The following is a 15344-nucleotide window of genomic DNA, read 5'->3' on the forward strand; positions in this document are numbered from 1 at the left end:
CACCTACGTAGTACCCCCTACGTGCGTTGACCATCGGACAAATCCCCCGCCAGGCTCGCAGTCGTCCCCTGTCATCGACGAGAGGTACGAACATGCGCACCGCGCACACGATCCGACGGCCAGCGACGACGCTGGCCCTGCTCGCCCTGCTCCTCACGACGGCCCTCGCGGCGCTGTCGGTCACCGCCACGGTCCTCGCCCCCCGCGCCTCCGCGGCCGAGCCCTGCGCCGCACCGTGGAGCGCGTCCGCGGTCTACACGGGCGGCGCGGTCGTCTCGACCGGCGGCCACAACTGGAAGGCGGGCTGGTGGACGCAGGGCGAGACGCCCGGCACCACGGGCCAGTGGGGCGTCTGGCGCGACCAGGGCACGTGCGGCGGCTCGACCGGCGGCGGCACGGGAGAGACCGGCGGCACCACGGGTGGTGACAACGGCGGCGGCAACCAGACCGGCTTCGTCGTGACCGAGGCCCAGTTCAACCAGATGTTCCCCAACCGGAACCCGTTCTACACCTACCAGGGCCTGGTCAACGCCCTGAGCGCGTACCCGCAGTTCGCCACGTCGGGCGGCACCGAGGTCGCCAAGCGCGAGGCTGCGGCCTTCCTCGCCAACGTGAACCACGAGACGGGCGCCCTGGTCTACGTCAAGGAGATCAACACCGCGAACTACCCGCACTACTGCGACCCGAGCCAGTCCTACGGCTGCCCCGCGGGCCAGTCCGCGTACTACGGCAAGGGCCCCATCCAGCTCTCGTGGAACTACAACTACAAGGCCGCCGGTGACGCCCTGGGCATCGACCTGCTGAACAACCCGTACCTGGTCGAGACCGACCCGGCCGTGGCCTGGAAGACCGGCCTCTGGTACTGGAACACGCAGTCGGGCCCCGGCACCATGTCGGGCCACCAGGCCATCGTCAACGGCGCGGGCTTCGGCGAGACGATCCGCTCGATCAACGGCACGCTCGAGTGCAACGGCGGCAACCCCGCGCAGGTGCAGAGCCGCATCGCGGCGTTCCAGCGCTTCGCGCAGATCCTCGGCACGACCACGGGGTCCAACCTCACCTGCTGAGCCCCCCCGCCCAGCTGCCCGACGGCGGAGCCCACCTTCCGCAGGAAGGCGGGCTCCGGCGTCGGGCGCGGGGACGAGCGCCTCAGCGCCTCACCGCGAACGTCGCGAGCGAGAGCGCGAGGACGTCCTCCGCGACCGCCGCGGGCCAGTCCGGGCCCTTCCCGACCCACGCGGCCCGCCACGCCGCCCCGCCCCAGGTCCCGGCCGCGCCTCCCGCCGCCCCCAGGAGCACGGGCAGGAGCACACCGGCCTCGGCTCGGCGGGCGAGCACGAGGGCCCCGATCGCACCGGAGGTCATGCGGATCGCGGGCCCTGGCGGTTCGAGGCGCGACCCGGCGCCCGGCAGCTTGTCGCCCAGGACCTCACCGACGATCCCGAGCCCCGCGACCACCTTGGCCACGGTGATCCCTCGACCGGTCGCCGACGAGGTGAGCAGGGCGGGCGCGACGCCCAGCGAGGCGCGGCTGCCGGCCGCGGTGCCGATCGCCAGGGAGCGCACGAGGAGGTCGACCGGGAAGCGGGAGATACCGCGCTCAGGATGCATGTCTCCCACGATCCGGGCGGGCAGCTCGACCGGCAACCGCAAGGGCCATCTGCGTCCGTTACCCTCGCGGGATGCCGATGACGTCACGCCGAGAACCTGCCGTCCTCGCCGCCGGGCTCCTCACGTCGGTCCTGTGGGTCGGGAGCGCGCTGCTGAGCCGCTCGGCGGACGCACCGTTCGAGGGGCAGACGGTCCTCGCGGGGCTGCTCGCCGGCGCGGTGGTCGTCGCGGTGACCTATCTCGCGACGCGACGCCTTCCTCGCGGCACCGGCACGTGGGCCCTGCTCCTCGGGACCTGGTTCGGGGTCGTCGTGGGCGGGGCCGCGGGCGCGGTCGCCGACGTCGTCGCGGACGTCACGTTCCCCTCCCCCGACAACCCCGCGTTCCTCCTGCTCACGGCGTCGTTCGACGGCAGCTCGTGGGGGCTGAGCGCGGGGTGGCTCGTCGGGCTCGTCGTCGTCGGCACACTGAGCCTGACGAGCCGGCGCGACGCGTCCGCGCTCCCGGCCACGCGACGCGCGCGCAAGCCGTTGCGAGCCCGTACGTACCCGACGGCGCTCGTCGCGGGCGGCGTGGGGGCGCTCGTCTGGGCGGGCGTCGGCGCCGCGGGGTCGTGGCTCGTGTGGCACCGCAGCGCTCGCGGCCCGGTCGACCTGCTGGCCGAGGTTACCTCGGGCGCGATGGCCTGGCGCTTCACGACGGGCAGGCCCGTGGTCGAGCCGCTCGAGATGGGTCTGGGGGTGCTCGTGGGGCTCGTCGTCGCAGGGGGCACGTGGCTCGCGACCCGGCGGCTGCCTCCGCGTGCGAGCCGCTGGAGCCTGGTGCTCGCGGTCTGGTTCGTCGCGATCGCGGGGGGCGCGGGGGCCCCCCCCGCGACTCGTTCGGTCATGGCCTTCGCGGTGGGCGAGCTGCGCTCGACGACGGTCAACCTGGCACTGTCCTCGGTCCAGGCGAGCCTCTTCTGGCCGCTCGTCCTCGGCTGGTCAGCAGGGCTCCTCGCGGCTCTCGTCTACCGCGCGACGGGCGGAGAGCCGGCCGCGGACGCGGGCAGCACCACACCGGACGACCTCTCCCGGAGCGCTCTGCACACCGATGCCGAGGAGCCCGTGACCGTCCCCTAGGGTGACCGCTGAACGCCGACCGGCCGTCGACCGCTCGTCGTCGAGCCTCGACCCAGCGGCCCGTCGGGACCGGTGACGAGAGGGTGGCTCATGGCTGAGACAGGTTCGACGAGCGGCATCGCGACGGGCTTCGTGGTGACCGAGGCGCAGTTCGAGGAGATGTTCCCGGACCGCAACCCGTTCTACACCTACGAGGGTCTGGTCGCGGCGACCGCGGCGTACCCGGAGTTCGCGACGTCGGGCGGGCCGGTGATCGCAGCGCGCGAGGCTGCGGCGTTCCTCGCGAACGTGAGCCACGAGAGCACGGGGCTGCTGCACGTGAGCGAGCTCGACACGGCCGTGTACTCGCACTACTGCGACCTGTCGCAGCCGTACGGCTGCCCCGCGGGACAGGACGCGTACTACGGCAAGGGCCCCATCCAGCTCTCGTGGAACTTCAACTACAAGGCGGCAGGTGACGCCCTGGGCATCGACCTGCTGAACGACCCGTTCCTGGTCGAGACCGACGCGACCGTGGCCTGGAAGACGGCCCTCTGGTACTGGAACACGCAGCGGGGCCAGGGCACCATGACGTGCCACGAGGCGATCGTCGGTGACCACGGCTTCCGCGAGACGATCCGGGCGATCAACGGACCGCTCGAGTGCGAGGGCGGCAACCCGCGCCAGGTCGCGAACCGGGTCGCGCTGTTCCGCCGCTTCGCGGAGCTCCTGGGCACCACGACGGGCGAGAACCTGACCTGCTGAGGTCCGTCGCCCGACGGCGGGGCTCACCCTCCGCCGTCGGGTGCGGCGAGGCTCGGCTCAGCGCGGGCAGGTGCGGAGCGGGCTGGGCTCGGCCGCGGGGATGCGCGGCGGCGGTGCCTGCCCGCCAGCAGTCAGTCGGGGAGGACGACGAGGGGGAGGTGCTCGTGCACGGGTGGCCCGAGCACCTGTTCGGCGTCGTGCGCCCACCGTTCGAGGGCCCCGGGGCGGTCGCGCTCGGCGTCGAGCCACGCGATCGTGCGGAGGTGGACGTCCACGTCGTTGCCGGTCCAGGTTCCTGCGTCGCGACGCAGCTGGTCGGCGAGCTCGTGGGCGATCCACGTCGGGAAGTCGTCGGGGACCACGACGAGGAGGTCCAGGTCGTCGGCCGCGGTGCCGTCGCCGCGAGCGGCGGACCCGACGACCGCGACGCCGACCGACCGACGGAGACCGTCGTCCCGGACGACCTCATGAAGCAGCTCGTCGATGCGTCGGCGCAGCTCGCACCAGGGGTGCAGCGCGTCGAAGAGCGCCTCGATCCCGGGCCAGCACAGGTGGTCACGGTTGACCCGGTAGTAGTTCGTCGACCCGACGGCCCGCCGCTGGACGATCCCTTGCCGCTCGAGCCGCGCGAGGGCGCGGCGGACGCCTTCCAACGATCCGGTGTGCGCGACGCGATGCACCTGCCCACCCGTGAGCTCGCCCTGACGGTTCCAGAGCGCACGCAGGACCGGCCCTTCGAGCCCGGGCACGACCGCCGAGACGGGACTGCTCCAGTCCATCCGCTTCCCCTCGTGTGTCGCTGATCCGCGGGGCCCGGCCACCCTCACGGGCCTCCGGGGGCGGGTGTGTTTTATCTATAGCCACCACAATTGTTGGGGCTACGGAAAGAACACACTCTCCCCTCCCCCCGGTTCGGCTTCGCCGCCCACCGTCCGCCGACCGCTCCCACGCGCAGGCGCAACGCCTCCAGGCGATGCCCCTGTCTCGACGGCCGACCGAATGCCACGAGTCGGAGCGCCCCCTGGTCCGAATGCCTCACGGACAGGATGGCGGCTCAGGACGGCACGCGGAGCGAAGGCCAGGGATCTGTGGACAACACGCTCACGACAGGCAGTCGGCGACCTGAGCTGCCGATCTCAGACCGCGGAACCACGGACCCGCGCTGCGCACAGGCGAGGGTGGCTCAGGCGGCGAAGGGGACGGGGCGACCCGGCGCAGCGGGGCAGCGGGGCAGCGGGGCAGCGGGGCAGCGGGCGCAGCGGGCGCAGCGGGCGCAGCGGGCGCAGCGGCAGCCTCAGGGCAAGGGTCGAGGCCACGACGAACGTGACCTCGACCTCGCACTTCCCGAAGGCCCGGATACCGGGTCGGGCGGGTCTTCCTCAGAGGCACCGTGCGCGGGAACGCGGTTGCCGGACCGGCACGCGGAGGGCGTATCACCGGTCGCTCGTGACCGGTGCCCACCCTGCCAGACAGGACACACAAGGACAAATCACCCGGCACCCCGACCTCGGAACTCGCCTAGGCCGAGTCCCGCACCACGAGCGACGTCGGCAGCGTGATCGCCGCAGGCTCCTGGCCCTCGACGACCTCGAGCAGCAGCCGCACCATCTCGGCGCTGATGCGCTCGAACGGCTGTCGCATGGTCGTCAGCGCCGGGTGGAGCGAAGCCGCGACCCCGGAGTCGTCGAACCCGCCCACGGCCACGTCCCCCGGGACGCTCCGCCCCGAGGCCTGGAGCGCGACGAGCGCCCCCGCAGCCATGAGGTCGGACGCCACGAAGACCGCGTCGAGGTCGGGGCGCCGTTCGAGCAGCTCGGCCATCGCGAGCCGACCCCGCTCGCGCGAGTAGTCGCCGTGCGCGACGAGCGACTCGTCGAACCGGTCGCCCAGCGCGTCGCGGTACCCGTCGAGCCGCAGCGTCCCACCGGGGGTGTCGAGCGGCCCGGTGATCGTCGCGATCCGAGTGCGCCCCGAGTCGATCAGGTGCTGCGTCATGGTGCGCGCCCCGGCGCGGTCGTCCGCCGCCACGTACCCGACGCGCCCCTCGTACCCGAGCGGCACACCGCAGGCGACCGTCGGGACCTTCTGCTTGAGCAGCTCGGCCAGCATCGGGTTGCCCTGGTGCGAGCTGATGAGCAGGACGCCGTCGACGTGCCCCGCCGCGACGTACCCGCCGATGCGGCGACGCTCCTCGGGAGTTCCCGCGACCATGAGCAGCAGCGGCATCTCGCGCTTCGCGAGCTCCTCGGCCGCGCCACGCAGCAGGATCGAGAAGTTGGGGTCCTCGAACAGCAGGTGCTGCGGCTCGGTGAGCAGGAACGCGATCGAGTTCGACCGCCCCGTCACGAGGCTGCGCGCGTGCTGGTTCGCGGCGTACCCCGTGGTGCGGATCGCCTCGTTGACCGCCGCGAGCGCGTCGGGAGAGACCCAGTGCCCGCCGTTGATCACGCGCGACACGGTGCCGCGCGAGACGCCCGCGACCTCGGCGACGTCGCGGATCGTGGGGCGACGCTTCGCCCCGTTGCCCGACGGCGCCGCTCGCCTCTCGCGTGCAGGCTGCGGGCCGTCCTCGCGCACGGCGTCGACGGGCTGGGGTACGACGTCGTTCCCGGACTGCTCCACGACACGTGAGTCTAGGGACATCCTCAGGCCTTGACCGCGCCGGCGGCGAGGTCGACCTGCCAGTAGCGCTGCAGCAGGAGGAACAGGGCCACGAGCGGGACGATCGACAGCAGCGCGCCCGTGATCACGAGCGTGTACAGCGCGGGCTGCGACGCACCCTGGTTCAGCAGACCCGACAGGCCCACCGTGAGCGGGAAGAGCTTGTCGTCGCCGAGCATGATGTACGGCAGCATGAAGTTGTTCCAGATCGCGACGAACTGGAAGAGGAACACCGTCACCAGGCCGGGCGCCATCATGGGCATCGCGACCTGCGCGAACGTCCGGAGCTCACCGGCGCCGTCGGTCCGCGCGGCCTCGACGATCTCGTCGGGGATCGACGCCCCCGCGTAGATGCGTGCGAGGTAGATCCCGTACGGGCTGATGATGCTCGGCAGGAGCACGGCCCAGTACGTGTTCGTCAGGCCGGCCTGGGCCAGGAGCAGGTACTGCGGGATCGCGAGCACCACACCGGGCACGAGCACGCCGGCGAGCAGCATGTTGAAGACCGCCGTCTTCCCGCGGAAGCGGTACTTCGCGAGCGCGTAGCCCGCCATCGCGGAGACGACGACCGAGAGCAGCCCGCCGATGCCCGCGTAGAGGGCCGTGTTGGCCATCCACCGCCAGAACAGCCCGCCCCGGTAGGCGTTGAGGTCCGACACGTTGTCCAGGAAGTGCGACGAGGGCGCGAAGGTGAACGTCGAGAACAGCTCGCTGCCCGACTTGGTCGAGGCCACGACGACCCACAGCACGGGGAGCAGGCAGTACAGCGCCCCCACGAGCAGGATCGCTGTCGCCGCCCCGCTGGGGCGGTCGCCCGCTGAGCGGTGCCCCGTCCGCGGGGCCTTGCGCGACTTCTTGACGACCGCCCCGGGGCGCGAGTCGAAGGTCTCGGCGACCAGGGCGGTCTCTGCGGCGTCGGTAGTCATGGTCACTTCTCCTGACCGAAGGCACGGCTCTGCACCAGGCGCAGGAACCCGAACGAGAGGACGAACGTCGCGACGGCGATGATGACCGAGGTCGCGGCGGCCGAGTACAGGTCACCGCGGATGAAGGCGTCGCGGTACACCTTCATGAGCGGGGTCCACGTGCTGGAGATCGTGTTGCTCAGGGGCTTGAGGGTCGTCGGCTCGGCGAACACCTGCAGGGTCGCGATCATCGAGAAGACGAACGTCATGATGATCGACGGGACGACGATGGGGATCTTGATCCGCCAGGCCATCCCGATCTGGTTGCAGCCGTCGAGCTCGGCGGCCTCGTACAGCTCCGACGGGATCGCCCGGAGCGAGGTGTAGATGACGACCATGTTGAAGCCGACGCCGCCCCACACCGCGATGTTCGCGACCGCGAAGATCACGAGGTCCGAGGAGAACAGGGACGGGACGTCCCAGCCGAGCCGGTCGAACACGTAGTAGAAGGGGCTCACGCCCGGGAGGTAGAGGAAGCCCCAGAGGAGCGACGAGATGACCGCGGGCACGGCGTAGGGCAGGAAGATCGAGATCCTCGAGAACTTGGTGGCCCGCGACCGGCGCGAGTCGAGCAGCAGCGCGAAGAGCAGTGCGAGCCCGAGCATGGTCGGCACGACGATCACGCCGTAGAGCGCGACGCGCCCCACGGACGCGAGGAACTCGGGGTCGGCGAGCGACGCCGCGTAGTTCGCGAACCCGTTCCACACCTCGGTCCGCGCGCCGGACCCGAGCCCGAGCCCGCTGACCTTCTCGGTCCGGAAGCTCAGGTAGACCGCGTACGCGATGGGCAGCGCGAGGAAGAGGACGAACAGCACGATCGCCGGGGCGAGGAAGCCCCAGGGGGCTGCCTGGCGCCGGGACGCGCCCGGTCGGCGGCGTCGCGCCGCGGGCGGCGCGCTCGGCCGCACTGGCGTGGTCGTGGTCACGATCTCTCCTCAGGAGGTCTCCGCCGGTCGAGAGCAGGCGGGTGCCGAAGCACGGGTGCAACAGGTGGGGTGCGGGCGCCCGTCGCCGGGCTCCGCGGGGGTCGCCGCTCGGGTGAGCGACGGGCGGGCGGCCGCCCGGACGAACCGGGCGACCGCCGTCGGGCCTATTCCTTGACGTTGAAGCCGGAGCTCTTCAGGTCCTCGAGCGTGACCTTCTGCATGGCCTCGACCGCGGCCGTGAAGGCGGCCTGCGACTTCGCCTCGGTGGCCTTGCCGAACTCGTCGTTGTACGCCGAGTAGGTGACGTTGACGTTCGGGCCGTACGTGAAGCTGCCCGCGGTCTTGGCCGTCTGGGCCGCGATCTCGTAGAAGTCGGGCTGGTTCGCGAAGAACGTCGGCGGCTCGGAGAGCGCCTCGGCCGACGCCGGGATGTTCGCGGGGTAGATCCCGGTCTGCTCGACGAGGAGGTCGACGCCCTCCTGCGAGGCGTTGAGCCACTCGATGAACTGCGCGGCCTCGGCGGGGTGCTTCGACTGGCTCGTCACGGCCGTCGCGGAACCGCCCCAGTTGCCCGTCGCGGGCTTGGCGGCGTCCCACTGCGGCATGGGGGCCATCTTCCACAGGCCCGCGGTGTCGGGGGCGTTGCCCTCGAGGACGCCCGGCGCCCAGATGGCCGAGAGCCAGCCGATCTGCGTGCCGTTGTTGAGCGCGGCGTTCCACTCGGGGGTGTACATGGGCTTGTTGTCGATCACGCCGGACTCGACGAGACCGCCCCAGTAGTCCGCGACCTTGAGCGTCGCCTCGTCGTCGACCGCGACGGTCCACGAGTCGCCGTCGATGCCCCACCACGAGGCGCCGGCCTGCTGCGAGAGGCCCGTGAACCAGCCCGCGTCGGTCGCGGAGAACGTGCCGAGGTACTTGGTCGGGTCGGCGGCCTGCAGGGCGGCGGCGGTCGCGGCGTACTCGTCCCACGTCGTGGGGACGGTCAGACCGAGCTGCTCGAAGATGTCCGCGCGGTAGTAGAACTGCATGGGGCCCGAGTCCTGCGGCACGGCGTAGACCGCGTCGGAACCGAGCGTCACGTCGTTCCAGACGCCCTCGGGGAACTGGTCCGCCAGGTCCGCGACCTCGCCCGAGATGTCGGCGAGCGCGTCGGCGGAGACCAGCGTGGGGATCTTCTGGTACTCGGTCTGCATGATGTCCGGCGCACCGCTGCCGGCCTTGACCGCGGTCAGCAGCTTGGTGATGGCGGGGTCGCCACCGTCCTGCTTGTTGACCGTGACATGGATGTCCGGGTTCGCGGCGTTCCAGGTCTCGACGACCTTGTCGACGTTCGGCGCCCAGGTCCAGAAGGTCAGCTCGACGGGCCCGTCGGCGGCCGGAGCGTCCGACCCGCCACCCGAGCTGCAAGCGGTCATCAGTAGTGCGGCGGAGGCGATGATCGCCGCTGCCTTCGTGCCTGTGGACAGGCGCATGAGGTCCTCCTCGTCAAGGAACCATCGCGCTTCTCGCCAGGGCTTGGGCCAGGGCGACTCACGACAGTGTGGGGCTGTGCACGGTCACAGTACTCACGCCCTGCATGGTCTTGTCAACATCATGTTTCATGCTGTTACCTAGGTGTTGCACGGTCGATCACACCTGTGATCGTGCACAGCGACGTGTTTCGAGGAGAGCGCATGACTTCCGCCAAGCCCCGCCCGGTCGGCCCCGTCTACGACGGCTGGCTGCCTGGCGTCGACGCGATCTGCTACGGCGGTGACTACAACCCCGAGCAGTGGCCGGAGGAGGTCTGGGAGCAGGACGTCACCCTGATGCGCGAGGCCGGGGTGAACCTCGTGAGCATCGGGATGTTCAGCTGGGCGCTCATGGAGCCGCGCGAAGGAGAGTTCGACCTCGCCTGGCTCGACCGCCTGTTCGACCTGCTCCACGCGCACGGCATCCGCGTCGACCTCGGCACGCCCACCGCGTCCCCGCCCGCGTGGTTCTTCCACGCCTACCCCGAGTCGCGCGTCGTGACCCGCGACGGGACGGTCCTGGGGTTCGGCTCGCGCGGCATGGTCTCGCCCAGCTCGCCCGACTACCGCCGCGCGTGCGTCCGCATCACGACCGAGCTCGCGAAGCGCTACGCCTCGCACCCCGCGCTCGCCCTGTGGCACGTGCACAACGAGTACGGCGCGCCCGTCTCGGACGACTACTCGCCCGCGAGCGCCGCCGCCTTCCGCGAGTGGCTGCGCGAGCGCTACGGCGACCTCGACGGCCTGAACGCCGCGTGGGGCACCCGGTTCTGGGGCCAGGTCTACGGCGAGTGGGAGCACGTCGGCGTGCCGGCCGTCGCGGCCTCGGTCGTCAACCCCGCGCAGCGCCTGGACTTCGCGCGCTTCACGAACGACGCCCTGCTGGCGTGCTTCGTCGCCGAGCGCGACGCGATCCGCGCCCACTCGTCGGTGCCCGTGACGACCAACTTCATGGCGGGCGAGTGCCCGTCGACCGACCTGTGGGCCTGGGCGCGCGAGGTCGACATCGTCTCGAACGACCACTACCTGCGGGCGAGCGACCCGCGCAACGAGGTGGGGCTCGCGCTCGCCGCGGACCTGACGCGCTCGGTCGCGGGCGGCAAGCCGTGGATGCTGCTCGAGCACTCGACGTCGGGCGTGAACTGGCAGCCGCGCAACGTCGCCAAGCGACCGGGCGAGATGGCGCGCAACGCGTTCTCGCACCTGGGTCGCGGCGCCGACGCGATCATGTTCTTCCAGTGGCGGGCCTCGCGCTCGGGCGCCGAGAAGTTCCACTCGGCGATGCTGCCGCACGCGGGCACGGGGAGCCGGGTCTGGCGCGAGGTCGTCGCGCTGGGTGCCGAGCTCGGTGCGGTCGGCGAGGTGCGCGGGTCGCGCGTGCACGCCGACGTCGCGATCCTGTGGGACCCCGAGTCGTTCTGGGCGCAGGACCTCGAGTGGCGCCCGAGCGTGGACGCGCAGCACCGTGAGCGCATCGACGCCTTCTACGACCGGTTCTGGCGCGACGGTGTCCAGGTGGACTTCGCGCACCCGGGGCAGGACCTGTCGGGGTACCGCCTGGTCGTCGCGCCCGCGTCGTACCTGCTGACCGAGGACTCGGCCGAGAACCTCACGCGCTACGTCGAGGGCGGCGGCACGCTCCTGGTCTCGTACTTCTCGGCCGCGGTCGACGAGCACGACGCCGTGCACCCGGGCGGCTTCGTGGCCCCGCTGCGCCGCGCGCTCGGGCTCACGGTCGAGGAGTTCCTCCCCCTGCGGGAGGGCGAGTCCCTGAGCGTCGCGCTCGACGGCGGCGAGGTCGCACCGGCGTTGACCGGCACGCTCCCCGGCGACGTGTGGGCCGACGACATCGTGCTCGAGGGCGCGCAGGTCGTGGGCACGTACGTCGCCGGCCCGGCCCCGGGCGCCCCCGCGATCACGCGGCACACGCTGGGCGAGGGGACGGGCTGGTACGTCTCGACGCGCCTCGACGTCGCCGCGCTGGGCACGCTCCTGGGCGCCGTCTACGCGGACGCGGGCCTGACGCCGTCGGGCCTGCCCGAGGGCTTCGAGGTGGTGTGCCGCCGCGGCGAGGACGCCGAGTACGTCGTCGCGATCAACCACACCGCGCACGAGGTCCAGCTCCCCTCGCTCACCGACGGGACCACGGACCTCGTGACGGGCGAGGCCACGCCGGGAGCCGCGCCCGTGGCCCCGGGGGCCGTGCGCGTGCTGCGGGCTCCCCTGGCCTGACCGGCACCCGCTCTCCTGCGGGTGGTCCGGCGCCCACGCCCCTGGTCGCCCGACCACCCGCAGGGTCTTGCACCACCTGCTCCCCCCATCAAGGCACCACGTCAAGGAGGACGGATGAGATCGACGAGGAAGAGCACCCTGGGGGTCCTGGTGACCGCGCTCGCGCTCGCGGGCGTCACGCCTGCGGTCGCCGCACCCGCAGCGGCGGGCACGCTGGTGAACCCCGGCTTCGAGGCCGGGCTCACGGGCTGGACGGTCACGAGCGCCTCGGGGCACGACGGCGGGGCGAAGGTCGAGGACGCGGGGCACGGCTCGTCGTCGGGCCGGTTGACGCACTGGGCCGGTGACGCCTACGACGTCACGACGGCCCAGACCGTCGAGGGCCTCGCCACGGGCTGGTGGACCGCGAGCGCCTGGGTGAAGTCGGGCGGCGCGCTCGACGCGACGCGGCTCGAGCTCACGGGCTGCGGGGTCGACGACGCGACCACGACCCCGGTCACCGAGCAGGACGACCAGTGGGTCCGCCTGTCGGTCTCGGCCTACGTGACGGGCGGCGACTGCATGGTCGCGGTCGTGACCGACGGCCCGGGAGGCGCGTGGGCGTCGGTCGACGACGTGACGCTCGAGCGCGGGCGCGTGACGCGCGACGTGCGCGGCGGCGACCTGTCGGGCGTCGCGAAGAACGAGGCCTTCGGCGCGACCTACGCGAGCACCGACGGCACGCCGGGCGACCCGGTCGAGATCCTCGCGGACGCGGGCATGAACCTGGGCCGCCTCAAGGTGTGGGTCGACCCGGCCGACGGGTACAACGAGATCACGCACGTCGTCGAGAGCGCCCGGCGCATCGAGGCTGCGGGCATGGACGTCATGATCGACTTCCACTACTCGGACCGCTGGACCGACCCGGGCGCGCAGGGCACCCCGTCCGCGTGGGTCGGCGGGACGACCGACGAGCTGGCGCAGGACGTCTACGACCACACGCACGACGTCCTGGTCGCGCTGCGGGACGCGGGCGTGACCACGGACTACGTGCAGGTCGGCAACGAGATCAACCCCGGCATGATGTGGCCCTCCGGGCAGACGTGGGACGTGGTCCCGGGCGACGGGTACGACACCGCGCAGTGGGACTCGCTCGCGGCCTTCCTGAGCGCGGGCTCCCGGGCGGTGCGCGACGTGACCCCCGAGGCGCAGGTGATCCTGCACCTGACGAACATCAACGACGGGATCGGCGGCCTCACCTGGTGGTTCGACGAGGTCACCTCGCGCGGGGTCGACTTCGACGTGATCGGTCTGAGCTACTACGGCTACTGGCACGGCAGCCTGGGCGACCTGCAGAACGCGGTCGGGACGCTGTCCGACCGCTACGACCGTGACGTCATGGTCGTCGAGACGGCCTACCCGTTCACGCTCGAGGACGGATCGCCCGCGTGGGAGAACGTCATCGCGACCGAGGACGACCTGGTCCCCGGCTACCCCGCGACCCCGGCGGGACAGGCCGCGGCGCTGCGCGCCGTCCAGGACGTCGTCGCCTCGGCCCCGGGCGGCCGCGGCCTGGGCGTCGTGTACTGGGAGCCGGCATGGACGTCGGTCGAGGGCAACGGCTGGGACCCGGCCGACGCGTCGTCGGGCAACGCGTGGGAGAACCAGGCGATGTTCGACCTCGACGGCCGCCTCCTGGCGCCCGTCGCGGCCGAGCTCGCGCCGGACGCGGCCACGTCGGCATGGACCGCGTCGGCCGTCTACACGGCGGGTGACGTCGTCCTGCACGACGGCGCCGCGTACGTCGCGTCGTGGTGGACCTCGGGTCAGGAGCCGGGCGCCTCGACGTACGGGCCGTGGCAGGAGGCCTCCTCGGCAGACGAGGCGGGCACGAGCCCGTGGGCCGCGACGCGCGTCTACGTCGCGGGCGAGCGCGCGACGTTCGAGGGCGCGACCTACGAGGCACGCTGGTGGACCAGGAGCCAGCAGCCCGACGGCTCCGCGTGGGGCCCGTGGGAGCGCGTCGGCTGACGTTCCCCGCCTGACCGCACGCCCGACGGCGCCGCTCACCTCGGAGATGAGCGGCGCCGTCGGGCAGGTGGCCGGGCAGGCCACGGCGATGCGCCCCCTGACGCACCGCCCGAGTGTCAGCTCGCCGAACAGGTCACGGCGGGCGCCGCCGTCGGAGCCGCGCCCGACCCCGTGAAGCCGAACGTCACCGTGCCGCCCGCGGCCACGCTGCCGTTCCACGACTCGTTGGTCACGGTCGCGGTCGAGCCCGACGTCGAGACGATGCCGTGCCACGCCTGGCTTACGCCACCCCCGGCCGGCAGGGCCCAGGAGGCCTGCCACGACGTGACCGCCTCGTCACCCACGCGGACCGTGACCTGACCCTGGTAGCCGCTGGTCCACGCCTGCTCGACCACGAGGGTCGCCGTGCAGGACCCGTCCGTCGGATCGGTCGGGTCCGTCGGATCGGTCGGGTCCGTCGGATCCGTCCCGTCGCCGAAGACGCTCGCCTCCTGAGAAGTCTGGCGGATGCCATCCTGGCCGTCGATCAAGCGCTGGCCCCACGCCGTGGGCCGCGAGGCGTCGAAGTCGTGCACGATGTCGAGGTACTCGACGCCCTCGCCGTTGCCGCTCCAGGACCAGCCGAGGTAGCCCAGCCCGAGGCGGCGGGTCTCGGACAGGATGGCCGCCTCGGCGACGTCACCGTCCGAGTGGGTGTCCCCGAACTCCCCCACGACGATCGGCAGACCCGCGGCCACGAAGTGCTCGAGATAGCTCGTGACGGTCGACGCCTGGCCGTAGACGCCGTACATGTGGACGGAGAACACGGTGTTGCGGTCGGGGTCTGCGGCGAAGACCGTCCCTGCCTGGTCGCGCATGATGTGCTGCCAGTCCTGGCCCCAGTTGGGAGCATCGACGACGATCGTGTTCTCGTAGCCGATCTGGCGCAGCCGCTGGATCGCGGCCGAGGTGTCGGATGCCCAGCGGGCGTTGGTCGCCGCGTCGTTGCCGAACGGCTCGTTGCCGATGTTGACCAGGACGCGGTCCTCGGATCCCGCGAGCGTCGGGTACAGCGTCTCCCAGTAGTCGACCGCACGGTCGAGGGTGATCGAGCCCGGCGCGTACTGGGGCTCGCCGTAGCCGGTGGTGTCGTGGACCTCGAGCATGCACACGAGCCGGTTCGTGGTGCAGCTGTCGACGATCGAGCCGACCTCGGACGGCGACGTCCGCGTCCATCGGTCTCCGCTCGACAGGACGACACGGGCCGAGTTGGCTCCGGTCGCCTTGATGCCGGCCAGGGCCTGGGTCTGCTGCGGGTACCAGGTGTGCGCATGGTTGATGCCGCGCAGCACCAGGTCGCTCCCGTCGCCCTCGACGAGCCGGCCGTCGACGACGTGGATACCGTCCTCCGCCGTGGCCGCGACCGCGACCGGGACCGTGCTGACGGCCGTCACCAGGACTGTCGCTGCTGCGGCCGCAGCGGCCACGAACCTCCTGCGAAGCGCTCTCATGAACTTCCTCGTTCTCTCGGGGCTGCCGCGTCTTCGCGACGCGTCGACCTTACGGACAACCGGTCCAGGT

12 protein-coding genes and 1 riboswitch are annotated in these 15344 nt (G+C 72.0%); of the genes, 5 read left to right on the forward strand and 7 right to left on the reverse strand.

What is annotated here, in order from left to right; all coding sequences use genetic code 11:
* Nucleotides 1-92 precede the first annotated feature (92 nt).
* Entirely contained in the window at nucleotides 93-1067 is a 975-nt protein-coding gene (locus H9641_RS12760; protein WP_191804331.1) for a glycoside hydrolase family 19 protein, read from the forward strand.
* 82 nt (nucleotides 1068-1149) lie between these two features.
* Here H9641_RS12760 and H9641_RS12765 read toward each other — a convergent pair whose 3' ends face one another.
* Nucleotides 1150-1611, reverse strand: coding sequence for a hypothetical protein (locus tag H9641_RS12765; protein ID WP_191804332.1), 462 nt, complete (start codon nucleotides 1609-1611; stop codon nucleotides 1150-1152).
* A 71-nt stretch (nucleotides 1612-1682) separates the two neighbouring features.
* Between H9641_RS12765 and H9641_RS12770 the strand changes: the two genes are divergently transcribed.
* Together H9641_RS12770 and H9641_RS12775 are read left to right on the forward strand one after the other, a co-directional pair.
* The gene (locus H9641_RS12770) at nucleotides 1683-2732 is read left to right on the forward strand and encodes a hypothetical protein (protein ID WP_191804335.1); all 1050 of its coding nucleotides are present in this window, start codon (nucleotides 1683-1685) and stop codon (nucleotides 2730-2732) included.
* Between the two features lie 90 nt (nucleotides 2733-2822).
* Nucleotides 2823-3476 (forward strand): chitinase, encoded by a 654-nt coding sequence (locus H9641_RS12775; protein WP_191804336.1) that lies wholly within the window; start codon nucleotides 2823-2825, stop codon nucleotides 3474-3476.
* Nucleotides 3477-3607: 131 nt separating this feature from the next.
* On the opposite strand, the gene H9641_RS12780 is transcribed toward H9641_RS12775, so the two are convergent.
* The 5 genes from H9641_RS12780 to H9641_RS12800 form a co-directional block, all read right to left on the reverse strand.
* Nucleotides 3608-4255, reverse strand: a complete 648-nt coding sequence (locus H9641_RS12780) for a nucleotidyltransferase domain-containing protein (protein WP_191804338.1) — start codon at nucleotides 4253-4255, stop codon at nucleotides 3608-3610.
* A gap of 553 nt (nucleotides 4256-4808) precedes the next feature.
* Nucleotides 4809-4928: riboswitch (SAM riboswitch) on the reverse strand.
* A gap of 66 nt (nucleotides 4929-4994) precedes the next feature.
* Nucleotides 4995-5975, reverse strand: coding sequence for a LacI family DNA-binding transcriptional regulator (locus H9641_RS12785; protein ID WP_318244563.1), 981 nt, complete (start codon nucleotides 5973-5975; stop codon nucleotides 4995-4997).
* Nucleotides 5976-6121: 146 nt separating this feature from the next.
* Complete coding sequence (locus tag H9641_RS12790) at nucleotides 6122-7063, reverse strand: carbohydrate ABC transporter permease (RefSeq protein ID WP_191804342.1); 942 nt, start codon at nucleotides 7061-7063, stop codon at nucleotides 6122-6124.
* Nucleotides 7064-7065: 2 nt separating this feature from the next.
* On the reverse strand, nucleotides 7066-8028 hold the full coding sequence (locus tag H9641_RS12795; RefSeq protein ID WP_082609058.1) for a carbohydrate ABC transporter permease: 963 nt from the start codon (nucleotides 8026-8028) through the stop codon (nucleotides 7066-7068).
* 164 nt (nucleotides 8029-8192) lie between these two features.
* Nucleotides 8193-9503: an ABC transporter substrate-binding protein gene (locus H9641_RS12800; protein ID WP_191804344.1), complete on the reverse strand. Its 1311-nt coding sequence runs from the start codon at nucleotides 9501-9503 to the stop codon at nucleotides 8193-8195.
* A gap of 201 nt (nucleotides 9504-9704) precedes the next feature.
* Between H9641_RS12800 and H9641_RS12805 the strand changes: the two genes are divergently transcribed.
* Nucleotides 9705-11774 carry a beta-galactosidase gene (locus H9641_RS12805; RefSeq protein ID WP_191804346.1) on the forward strand — a complete coding sequence of 690 codons (2070 nt, stop codon included), beginning with the start codon at nucleotides 9705-9707 and terminating at the stop codon, nucleotides 11772-11774.
* Between the two features lie 114 nt (nucleotides 11775-11888).
* The gene (locus H9641_RS12810) at nucleotides 11889-13784 is read left to right on the forward strand and encodes a glycosyl hydrolase 53 family protein (RefSeq protein ID WP_191804348.1); all 1896 of its coding nucleotides are present in this window, start codon (nucleotides 11889-11891) and stop codon (nucleotides 13782-13784) included.
* Between the two features lie 116 nt (nucleotides 13785-13900).
* Here H9641_RS12810 and H9641_RS12815 read toward each other — a convergent pair whose 3' ends face one another.
* Nucleotides 13901-15274, reverse strand: a complete 1374-nt coding sequence (locus H9641_RS12815; protein WP_191804350.1) for a cellulase family glycosylhydrolase — start codon at nucleotides 15272-15274, stop codon at nucleotides 13901-13903.
* Nucleotides 15275-15344: the final 70 nt, after the last annotated feature.

Origin of the sequence: Oerskovia merdavium (assembly GCF_014836755.1) — a bacterium.
Lineage (GTDB): Bacteria > Actinomycetota > Actinomycetes > Actinomycetales > Cellulomonadaceae > Oerskovia > Oerskovia merdavium.